This is a genomic window from Lactiplantibacillus fabifermentans DSM 21115 (assembly GCF_000498955.2).
Lineage (GTDB): Bacteria > Bacillota > Bacilli > Lactobacillales > Lactobacillaceae > Lactiplantibacillus > Lactiplantibacillus fabifermentans.
The window spans coordinates 1-10,690 of record NZ_AYGX02000173.1 but is presented as its reverse complement, the minus strand read 5'-3'; the positions used below and the strand labels follow the sequence as shown (position 1 = coordinate 10,690).

Genomic DNA, 10,690 nt, shown 5'->3' with positions numbered 1-10,690 from the left:
CAGGTTATGCTGAACAATTTGTCCAAAAATTCGGATTAAATTTGCAATCTACCTTTAATCGGAATTTACGTTATTTTTATCCTAAGGGGACTCGTTTTGAGCACATTAGTGCTCAAGATCTAACGACGACGTTACTCCAAATTAACCAGAGACCGCTTAAAATACTTGACTGGCAAACACCGTATCAGGTTATGCTGAACAATTTGTCCAAAAATTCGGATTAAATTTGCAATCTACCTAAAAAGTTCTTAAAATAACGCAACTTATCGCATACACTTTCATTACTGATGACCATTAGCTAAACTAACACAACAAATAATATCAACACATCCGTTAAAAATATCTATGCGCTTGGGGTTAACCTAGTTTCGAGTTCAATTGAAATCACACTACTCCGGAAGTCCGGTGGTCAGCGTGAACGTGCTGAAAGTGCGCTTAGCTGAGTGCTTTTCTCGGCTTAGCGCACCGGCATCTTTCGAGATTCGCGATTTTGGCGGAGCTTGAAAGTGAGGTTGGCGACCGCTTTTTGGCGCCAACCGGTCGCAGCTCGCGAACGCTGACCGCCGGACTGGAGGACCAACGTTCGAAGGGCTGGATTTCAGGTCAAAAAAAAGAGTGAACCCAAAATTGGATTCACTCATCAGTCAGTGAAGAACTACTTGTTGAAGACGTTCTTTTCGACTAATTCTTTAACTTCTTCGTTTGTGACACATTCGTTGAGGGCTTTATCAGCTAATTTAGCCATTTCAGCCGTATCGATGGTCTTCATCAATGAACGGGTCTTCAATACTGAAGTCGAGCTCATTGAGAATTCGTCCAAACCTAAGCCCATTAATAATGGCACCGCGATTTGGTCACCGGCAACTTCACCACACATGCCCGCAATGCGGCCATTAGCATGGGCAGCGTCGATAACATGCTTGATCAAACGTAACAACGATGGGTTGTATGGTTGATACAAGTATGACACGCGTTCGTTACCACGGTCAGCAGCGAATGAGTATTGAATCAAGTCGTTGGTCCCAATACTAAAGAAGTCAACTTCTTTAGCAAATTGGTCAGCTAAAATAGCAGCGGCTGGAATTTCAATCATGATACCAAGTTTGATATCATCCGCAACTTCAACACCGTCAGCAACTAACTTAGCCTTTTCTTCTTCGAAGATGGCCTTAGCTTGGCGGAATTCATCCAAAGTGGCAATCATTGGGAACATAATCCGTAATTGACCAAAATGAGAAGCCCGAATCAAAGCACGTAATTGCGTCCGGAAGATATCGTCACGATCAAGCGAAATCCGAATAGCCCGGTAACCCAAGAATGGGTTCATTTCATCAGGAAGTGGCAAGTATGGTAAATGCTTGTCGCCACCGATATCCATGGTCCGGACAATGACGGGTTTGCCGTTCATGCCTTCGACAACCTTTTTGTAGGCTTCGAATTGGGTATCTTCGTCAGGTAATTCAGCACTGTTCATGTACAAGAATTCTGAACGGAACAAACCAACGGCTTCAGAACCGGCGTCTAAGACCCCGTCCATGTCGTCTGGCGTACCGATGTTTGAAGCTAATTCGAAGTGTTTGCCGTCTTTTGAAACGGTGGCTTCGTTCTTAAGCTTTTCCCATTCGGCTTTTTGAGCTGAGAATTCTTCAGCTTTTTGCGCGTAGTCAGCAACTTCAGCGTCAGTTGGTGTCACTAAAGCGTCACCATTGATACCATCTAAGACAACCACGTCGCCTTCGTTGATATCAGTCGTGGCCGTTTCAGAACCAACAACCGCTGGAATTTCCAAGGTCCGTGACATGATGGCTGAATGACTAGTCCGGCCACCAATGTCAGTAATGAACCCTTTGACAAATTTCCGATCAAGTTGAGCGGTGTCACTAGGCGTCAAATCGTGGGCAACCACGATAACTTCGGAATCGATTAAAGCTGGACTTGGTAAGGTAACCCCTAACAAGTGGCTTAAAACCCGTTTCGTAACGTCGCGAATATCACCGGCTCGTTCTTGCATATATGCATTATCCGTCATTGCTTCAAACATTGAAATGAAAGTATCAGTAACTTCCTTCAAGGCTTCTTCAGCATTAACATTATCATCCTTAATCTTACCTTCGATTTGTCCGAGCATTTCGGGGTCAGATAAGATCGTGATATGAGCTTCAAAAACTTCCGCTTCTTCGGCACCTAAGTTTTCAACTGCCTTGTCTTTGATAACTTGGAGTTCGGACTTAGAAGCATCGAAAGCATCGTGTAACCGTTTGATTTCGGCATCAGTATCAGAAACCGTCGTCTTTTCGAATGATAAATCTGGATCAACTAGCATATAGGCCTTAGCGGTTGCAATACCATCACTGGCAGCAATCCCTTTTAGTACCTTTTCAGCCATTATTCAGATAATCCTTCTTTCTTCATCGTATCAGCTAAAGCAGCGATTGCGTCAGCTTCGTCAGCACCTTCAGCTGAAATAGTTACATCAGCATCTTTACCAACACCAAGTGACATAACGCCCATGATAGACTTCAAGTTAACTGACTTGTCTTGGTATTGCAACGTAATTTCTGAGTTGAACTTACTTGCTGATTGTACCAATAAAGTTGCGGGACGTGCATGGATACCAGTATCTGCGATTACGTGAAATTCTTTCTTTTCCATAGTTATTCGATCTCCTTCAAAAGATGTAAATTTTAATTTTTGGTTCCGAGTCAAGTCGAGTTGCCGCCAACACGTTTCCTCAAGAGCCCTTAGTATTGATGATAGCAATTATCCAATTGAAATACAAGCCCTTTCATTCATTCAATTGTGATTAATTGGTAGCCTTACCATCCTTGTCAAAATGGTAAATGACATGCCCGTCAAGGCCGGCCATACCAATGATTCGTTTGCGATATTCGTAACTCATATAAGCATCGTGAAAGGCCATGAAGTTATCTGGGTCGACGCTAAAACTTTCGCGCTTCCCAGTTCGCAAATCTTCCATTAATTGTTCATAATCTGGTGCCAATCAGTTACCCCCTTCTCAACAACCATCATGGTTTAATTTTGACAGTAGTGCAATTTATTTAAACGGTGTCACGTCTAGCAACTCTTTGACGGCTGATTGTCAGCGCCCACCGTTTTAAACATCAAAACAGGTCAGACTTCCCACCATGCAAAATAAGCAACTTGTACTATAATGAGGTCAGATGGTCCGGTAACGACTTAGTTTTGATTAGGGTTTTAATATACAACTGATTGCTATTCAAGACAAGGTTTTTGCCGGTGCTATCAAGTCTATCCGGAAATAATTAAACCGATTATCGTCGTCAAGGGCCCTTATTAATTCGGGGTCGCCTGACTGAGACTTTAAACTTGCAACGGGTCATAAAATCGCTATACTAATAGTCAAAGGTCAACAAAGGTCAAATGATTTTTGAACCTTTAACTAAATATCCTAATCGATTTAGTTATATTTCTGATGTGAAAGGTGAGTGACAGCAATATGCTTTGTGACAACTGCCATAAGAACGAAGCGACGATTCATTTATATACGAACGTCAACGGTCAGCGGCGACAAATTAACCTTTGCCAAAATTGCTATCAACTGCTAAAGAATCAGGAACAGCAACCAAATAATGGAGTTGGAGGTACAGATATGGCACAAGATCCATTCGGTTTTGGCGGTCTTGACGATATCTTCCGCGCGATGCAAGGTGGCGGCGTTGATCCTAACGACGCTTACCAACAACAGTCGCAGACCCCACCGACCCAACCAGCTGGTCCCAATAATGGCGGTAACCGTCGTGGTAATAACGGCGGTGGCATCCTCGGTCAATATGGCTACAACTTGACGGAACAAGCCAAGCAAGGCAAGATTGACCCCGTGATTGGCCGGGACAATGAAATCAATCGCGTCATCGAAATTTTAAACCGGCGGACGAAGAACAATCCGGTTTTGATTGGTGAAGCTGGGGTTGGTAAGACGGCGGTCGTTGAAGGTTTAGCGCAGAAGGTCGTTTCTGGTCAAGTTCCCCAAAAACTATTAAATAAAGAAATCGTGCGGCTCGACGTCGCGTCCTTAGTTCAAGGTACCGGTATTCGGGGCCAATTCGAACAACGGATGCAACAATTGATGAAGGAAGTGCAATCAAACCCGAACGTCATCTTATTCATTGACGAAATCCATGAAATCATGGGTGCCGGCAATGCTGAAGGTGGCATGGACGCTGGTAACGTCTTGAAACCAGCATTGGCGCGGGGCGACTTCCAATTAGTCGGCGCGACGACTTTAAATGAATATCGCGACATCGAAAAAGATGCCGCCCTCGCCCGGCGTTTCCAACCAGTCACGGTTGACGAACCGAGCGTAGAAGAATCCATCAAGATTTTACAAGGGATTCAAAAGAAGTATGAAGACTATCATCACGTTAAATACAATGCGGATGCGATTGTCGCGGCGGTTAAATTATCGAACCGTTACATTCAAGACCGCTTCTTACCAGACAAGGCCATCGACTTACTCGATGAAGCCGGTTCACGGAAGAACTTAACGTTGAAGACGGTTGATCCCAAGACGATTCAAGAAAAGATCGATGCGGCTGAAAAGCAAAAGCAAGATGCCTTGAAGAAGGAAGATTATGAAAAAGCCGCCTACTACCGTGACCAAGTTGCTAAGTTGGAAAAAGCTAAGCCGGATGAAAATGCTGACAAAGCGGACAACGACACGGCCACTGTCACCGTAGCAGACATGCAACAAATCGTCGAAGAAAAGACCGATATTCCAGTTGGTGAGTTACAAGCCAAGGAACAGCAACAAATGAAGACCTTAGCGCCTGATTTGGAAGCGAATGTTATCGGTCAAAATCCTGCGGTTGAAGCCGTTTCACGGGCCATCCGGCGTAACCGGATTGGCTTAAACGGCACTGGTCGCCCGATTGGGTCCTTCATGTTTGTCGGCCCAACTGGGGTTGGTAAAACTGAATTGGCTAAGCAATTAGCTAAACAACTATTCGGCTCAGAAGATGCGATGATTCGCTTTGACATGAGTGAATACATGGAACCCCATTCAGTGGCCAAATTGATTGGGTCACCGCCTGGCTATGTGGGTTACGAAGAAGCCGGTCAATTGACCGAACAAGTTCGTCGTCACCCTTACAGTTTAATTTTATTAGATGAAATCGAAAAGGCCCATCCGGATGTCATGCATATGTTCTTACAAATCTTAGACGATGGTCGTTTGACTGATTCACAAGGTCGTACGGTCAGCTTCAAAGATACGATTATTATCATGACTTCTAACGCTGGGACTGGTGACAGCGAAGCTAATGTTGGTTTCGGCGCCGCTGCTCAAGGCAAGACCCATGACATTACTAGTCGCTTAGGCGAATACTTCAAACCAGAATTTTTAAACCGGTTTGATGATATTATTCAATTCAACGCCTTGACCAAGGAAAACTTGATGAAGATTGTTGGTTTGATGATTAATGATGTCAACGGCATGCTCGCCAACCAAGACTTGCACGTCCACGTAACGGAACCCGTCGAAGAAAAGTTAGTTGATCTCGGTTACAACCCACTCATGGGGGCCCGGCCATTACGGCGCGTCATCCAAGAGCAGATTGAAGACCGGATTGCGGACTTCTACCTCGACCACAGTGACGTTAAGAACATGGTCGCTAAAGTTGAAGACGGCAAGATTGTCTTAGCTGCGGAAGAACCAAAAGCAGAATAAACCTGAATACCTGAATGATGAAACCTCGTCAGTAGCGTGCGGCTATTGACGAGGTTTTTTGTCGTGTGCTATTTGCCGCTCCGCCAGTCCAGGGCAACCCGCTATGTGGACCGGCCGCCGCCCAAAAACGGTCAGCGCCCTCGCTTTGAAGCCGAAGCCCACGTCTTCAAAGACGTCCGGCAAAGTAAGTCGGCCAAAAACACCGCCTAACATTGCCCTCACAGCGCGTTGCCCCGGACTGGCTCCGCTGGACTTTTCACAAATTTTATTCATAGTTACCACGACTAGATTTAAGCCGCTAGTATCAATTTCGTTTTTTTTCATATGGTCGGTTATTAATGGTTAGTGTGTGCATAGACCAACCACCATTGAAAACGTTCCATCACACATTCATATACTTAACATCATTTTAAAACTGAGCTGAGATTAGCAGTTGACTGACCGTAATGGAATCGTCCTGAAAGTGGCGTTAACGGGCGTCTTTTGGCCGTTTACACCACGGACGTCTTTTGAGACCCGAGCTTTGGGCTCAAAAGCGAGGTTCAAGCCGTTTCTCAGGCTTGGACCGGTCCCAGCACGATGGAATTACGGTCAGCGAACTGCGGCAATCCCCGACCCCAAGAAAGAAACTCAATTTCATAAAAATGAAAAGACAAAATTTATCACTGCCATCCCACCAATCAAGAAGATTAACCGAAATTGGGCATGGCGGGACTGTTTGACGAGGCGTTGCCAGGTTGGATTTTGATTCAAGTTGAGGTGGTCGTCGCCTGCTGCTTGGTAACGTAAGAAAGTTGGCCGACTTAACCGCACAACCCCCTTCGGAAACAAATTCAGGCGCCACCACCAACTGACCATAATCAGGGCAATAATTAGGTTGAACCACCGGATATCGTCATCGATAATCGCGAGCCACGGCATGACAAAAAATAATAAGACTTCGGCGGTTTTTAGTACTAAATATTTTTGCAATCGCTGGCGATCTTTAATCGATAAGCGCCGTTGTGCCAGCCGCTGGGGCGCCTGGTGGTCAGTTGTCATTAACAGTTGCCGTAGCCGCCATTGTGCCTGACTAAAGCGATAGCCATAAACTAATAGCGCAGCGACCCACAGACCAACTGCGATGACCCATAACGTTAAGATAAGGCCGATTACGAACATAATCCTCCCCTACTTTCATAGATTTCGCCTTCATTATAGAAACTTACGGCCGACTTTTTAGTCGCTAAGTTTTAGTTTGCACACTGACTAAACCCTGATTTAGCTGAGAAAACGGATTCAGCGTCGAAATTGTTGAACCGTATTTGAGACCGATGTTAGGATGATTTTGAAGGAGTGATTTTTTATTAAATTTAAAGCAGATAACGGCGAATACCCTAAAGGTAAAGATGCAGTCGACGCAAAACGGGTCAAACGACTCAAGTTACTCAGTAAAATTGCAACGATTACTTGTATTTCAATGTATGTCTCGTATATTCCACAAATTATTTCTAACTTCTCTGGTAGCCCAGTTTCACCATTACAACCACTCGTGGCGATGGTCAATGCGACCTTGTGGACCGGTTATGGTTGGTTCAAAACGTATAAAGACTGGCCCGTCATTATTTCAAATGTGCCGGGGATTTTCTTTGGATTGATTACGGTGATTACCGTTTATATTCATTGATCGTATGTAAGTTAAGTTAAATATCGAAGCTTAACCCGTTGTCGCTGTTGCGATAGCGGGATTTTTTATTGCTTGGTAACGTTAGATAAATCAGACAAATGCCCTTATTGCCGAAACGCGAAAACGACCACTGCTCCCTCCGCTTGCTACGCTAATCACCAAATGCACAAACCGCATTAGGCGCTTAGCTGGGCAATGCTCAGGAGCAACCCGTGGTCGTTTTCGCTCTAAAAAAAGCCACCAACGCTCATCAGACGTTGGCAGCACCACGAGTACCAGGTATACTCGCACATTTAATTTATTGTCTTTGGTGTCATCAGCACCGCCGACCGCTCACCCTGGATTTCCCGGGGAGGATATCCGAAATGCGAAAAAACAATCAGGTGAGCCGGCGCCTGGGGTGATTATCTTGATCGGAGATAATCATCCGAGGTGTTTACACGTCTGATCAAGACATGTAAAGGTCATAGCTTGGTTACGCGCCAAGAAGTTCATTCAAAAATCTATGACTTCATCAACCGGTCGTTTAAACGTTACATCATTTGAACGGTGAACCGTGGTCACCGTCAGGGCATGGTAACCGTGAACAAACGTCAAAAACGCCCGGTTGATTTCATTTATTGTATTTATTATAACCCGAAACTAGTCAAAAAGACATTTTAGACTTTAAATAATCACTAAATTTCTTATCAATATTATTTTCTACTGATTTTAATAATAAAAAACTACTAATCAAGACACCCCTGATTAGTAGTCCTTTTTATTATTGCTGGTAAACTTTGGCAAAGGTCTTTGCAAAGTCGGTCAACTTGGTCGGCCCTAAAACTGGTTGATGGGCCCGGTAGTCGGCATAAAAATCATTATCCCGTTCAAAACCGTACATCTTAATGAGTTGGGTCGCAAAACTGGCTGGCGCACCACTAGCTAGGATACCTTGTAAGGCTTGGTCATCGCTTATTTGCACCGCTTTTAAATCTGGCATATTTAAAGCTTGCCCAAAAATGGTCGCAATCTCCTCGTAACTCTTTTCATCACTGGCGACATATTGGCTCGTCACCCCTGGTTTCGGCGCCGTTAATGCTTGGACAACCACTGGCGCAATATCTTCAGGAGCGACCCACGAATTGCGCTTCGTAATGTCAGCGTTGGTCACAATCGTATGGTTAGCCTTAATTGACTTGATGTTACCAAACAAGTTGTAATACATCCCCGTCGGTCGAATGAACGTCACATTAAGCGACGACAACGCTTGGGTCAAGACACCTTCAATCACATTGTAAATATGCAATGCCCCGACTTCGGGACCATAGTTAGCGCCAACACTACTGAGGTTGACAACTTGTGACACCCCTGCCGCTAATACCGCTTGGGCGTAGATTTCCGCTTGTTGGCGACCTGCCCCAAAAATATCAGCGTCGCCACTGGCCGCAGTAATCATTAAATAGACGGCATCGGCCCCCGTGAAAGTTGCTGTTAAAAAAGCTTGGTCATGAATGTCCCCAATGGCCGGGGTTGCGCCTAAAGCGCTAATGGCCGCGGCCCGGTCAGGATTGTGACTAATGACTGTGACATCGTGGCCTAAGCTGATTAATTGTTCGGCGACTGGTTGGCTGATATGCCCTAAAGATCCGGTTAAAACGATTTTCATTTAAAAGACTTCTTTCATAAAATATAGACTTATCTTTATTACAAAAACCATTATAAAAGATAGACTTATATTTTGTCAACTGTTAAACTTAATTTATCTGCGGAGGTGCCAAATGAAAGTAAAAGATGAACAAAAATACGACCGCTTAATTGCCGCGGCGATTGACTTGCTGGCAGCGGGGGGACTAGCAAATTTTTCCACGACTAAAGTGGCAAAACAAGCAGGAATTCCGCAATCTAATGTCTACATCTACTTCAAAAACAAGCAAAGTCTCTTAGAAGCCGTTTTTCAAGCAACCGTCCACACCGAAAGTGTCGCGGTGGCAGCGGCCATTGATGACAACGCTGAACTGGCCGAACAGCTGGCGATGAGTATCCGGGCGCTCTACGATTTCGCCCTGGCGCAGCCGGCGGTGGTGACGGCCTTACAAGTGTTGACTGAAGATGTCGCCTTAAAACAAAAATTCGCGCTCAAAGCGGACGACACCGCTAATCAAAAAATCCAGCACTTACTCACGACCGGCGTCACCCAAAACATTCTCCAACCAGTCGATTTGAACTTACTACGTTATTTTTTGACCCGCCCTATTTTCCACTATGCCGAAGGACGGCGACACGGTCTCTACTCAGCCACCACAACTAGTATTGATGAATTAGTCGTGATGGTGATGGGCGCGGTGTTACAACCAACCCCTTTTCAAACTTGGTTACAGGCCCAGTCTGAATAATTCGAAACATCCGCCAGCATGTTAATGACGTCTCCCAATTCAACAAACGACCAAGCCGCCACCAGCTCAAATATGCTGGTGGTTGCTTGGTCGTATTTGCATGATAGGTATGATTTAGTGGCCGGCCAATCGTGTTTGTACCGGTAATTTTTCAACGTTCACGGCACTAACACCTTGGGAGCTGCTTTCTTAGCGGCGTCGAGCCCACTGCGGCGAGTTTACCAGCACTCGTTTCGCGCTAGCATCCTTGCTACCACTGATAGTCGACTACCCGACTAATTACCCTAACCCCAGTTGAAATTGATCCAGTGACCGTTCTAACGTGTCCCGTTCAATCCCAATATAGCGTTTGGTGACCGCCTCGTTAGCGTGGTTAAAAATCATCATCAAGCCCGCAATATCATGGGTCTGTTGATAGTAATGGTAGCCAAAAGTTTTCCGCAAGGTATGCGTGCCAATGTCTTGTCGTCCTAATAATTCACCCGCTTGTTGGAACGCGTGGTATACCCCATTGACCGTAATCGCTTGCTGACCACGTGCGCTAACGAATAGTGGTGCCCCAGTAGTCATCTCAGCGGTATAAGTTTCCAGCGCTGGACGCAGATTTTTTAAGTAGACCCACCGTTTCTTATGCGTCTTTTTTTCAATAATCAGTGCCCGATCATGTCCCCGGACTTGATCAACTGTCAAACTTAAAATATCACTCATCCGCAGCCCGGTATTAATTCCAACTAAGACAATCATTCGGTTACGATCACCATAGCGGCCACGACCGACCGCCGCCAAAAAGTCGTTAATTTCAGCGGCTGTTCGCAATGGTTCAACATTATAGTACACGTTGCATGGCTTCCCTTCATCTGAATTTGTTTCAGTCGCTTGAATAATCGTGGTAGATTGCAAATTTAATCCGAATTTTTGGACAAATTGTTCAGCATAACCTGA

Annotated in this window: 9 protein-coding genes and 1 pseudogene; 4 read left to right on the top strand and 6 right to left on the bottom strand. The window is 45.1% G+C overall.

Going from position 1 to position 10,690, the window contains the following annotated elements; genetic code table 11:
- Positions 1–224 (top strand): annotated as a pseudogene (locus DY78_RS15895) (hypothetical protein); the annotation flags it as partial.
- A gap of 431 nt (positions 225–655) precedes the next feature.
- On the opposite strand, the gene ptsP reads toward DY78_RS15895, so the two are convergent.
- From ptsP to DY78_RS14820, 3 genes are all read right to left on the bottom strand, one after another.
- On the bottom strand, positions 656–2,386 hold the full coding sequence (ptsP, locus tag DY78_RS14830) for a phosphoenolpyruvate--protein phosphotransferase (protein WP_024625075.1): 1,731 nt from the start codon (positions 2,384–2,386) through the stop codon (positions 656–658).
- Positions 2,386–2,652, bottom strand: coding sequence for a phosphocarrier protein HPr (locus tag DY78_RS14825; RefSeq protein ID WP_024625076.1), 267 nt, complete (start codon positions 2,650–2,652; stop codon positions 2,386–2,388). Before DY78_RS14825 ends, ptsP begins: the two co-directional genes overlap by 1 nt.
- 151 nt (positions 2,653–2,803) lie before the next feature.
- Positions 2,804–3,001, bottom strand: a complete 198-nt coding sequence (locus tag DY78_RS14820; RefSeq protein WP_024625077.1) for a hypothetical protein — start codon at positions 2,999–3,001, stop codon at positions 2,804–2,806.
- Between the two features lie 477 nt (positions 3,002–3,478).
- Between DY78_RS14820 and DY78_RS14815 the strand changes: the two genes are divergently transcribed.
- Entirely contained in the window at positions 3,479–5,707 is a 2,229-nt protein-coding gene (locus DY78_RS14815) for an ATP-dependent Clp protease ATP-binding subunit (protein WP_024625078.1), read from the top strand.
- A gap of 636 nt (positions 5,708–6,343) precedes the next feature.
- On the opposite strand, the gene DY78_RS14805 is transcribed toward DY78_RS14815, so the two are convergent.
- A complete protein-coding gene (locus DY78_RS14805) occupies positions 6,344–6,868 on the bottom strand; it encodes a hypothetical protein (protein ID WP_024625080.1) in 525 nt (174 codons plus the stop codon).
- Between the two features lie 184 nt (positions 6,869–7,052).
- Here DY78_RS14805 and DY78_RS14800 point away from each other — a divergent pair, with 184 nt between their 5' ends.
- Positions 7,053–7,373 carry a SemiSWEET family transporter gene (locus DY78_RS14800; RefSeq protein ID WP_029779011.1) on the top strand — a complete coding sequence of 107 codons (321 nt, stop codon included), beginning with the start codon at positions 7,053–7,055 and terminating at the stop codon, positions 7,371–7,373.
- Positions 7,374–8,136: 763 nt separating this feature from the next.
- On the opposite strand, the gene DY78_RS14795 is transcribed toward DY78_RS14800, so the two are convergent.
- On the bottom strand, positions 8,137–9,021 hold the full coding sequence (locus DY78_RS14795) for an NAD(P)H-binding protein (protein WP_024625082.1): 885 nt from the start codon (positions 9,019–9,021) through the stop codon (positions 8,137–8,139).
- A gap of 112 nt (positions 9,022–9,133) precedes the next feature.
- On the opposite strand from DY78_RS14795, the gene DY78_RS14790 reads away from it, so the two are divergent.
- Positions 9,134–9,748 carry a TetR/AcrR family transcriptional regulator gene (locus DY78_RS14790; protein ID WP_024625083.1) on the top strand — a complete coding sequence of 205 codons (615 nt, stop codon included), beginning with the start codon at positions 9,134–9,136 and terminating at the stop codon, positions 9,746–9,748.
- Between the two features lie 279 nt (positions 9,749–10,027).
- Here the strand turns inward: DY78_RS14790 and DY78_RS14785 are convergent, their stop codons facing one another.
- On the bottom strand, positions 10,028–10,585 hold the full coding sequence (locus DY78_RS14785; RefSeq protein ID WP_024625084.1) for a tyrosine-type recombinase/integrase: 558 nt from the start codon (positions 10,583–10,585) through the stop codon (positions 10,028–10,030).
- Between the last annotated feature and the right edge of the window lie 105 nt (positions 10,586–10,690).

Coding starts and splice junctions, on each gene's coding strand:
- ptsP (WP_024625075.1), bottom strand. CDS start 2,386: ATGGCTGAAAAGGTACTAAAAGGGATTGCTGCCAGTGATGGTATTGCA.
- DY78_RS14825 (WP_024625076.1), bottom strand. CDS start 2,652: ATGGAAAAGAAAGAATTTCACGTAATCGCAGATACTGGTATCCATGCA.
- DY78_RS14815 (WP_024625078.1), top strand. CDS start 3,479: ATGCTTTGTGACAACTGCCATAAGAACGAAGCGACGATTCATTTATAT.
- DY78_RS14805 (WP_024625080.1), bottom strand. CDS start 6,868: ATGTTCGTAATCGGCCTTATCTTAACGTTATGGGTCATCGCAGTTGGT.
- DY78_RS14795 (WP_024625082.1), bottom strand. CDS start 9,021: ATGAAAATCGTTTTAACCGGATCTTTAGGGCATATCAGCCAACCAGTC.
- DY78_RS14790 (WP_024625083.1), top strand. CDS start 9,134: ATGAAAGTAAAAGATGAACAAAAATACGACCGCTTAATTGCCGCGGCG.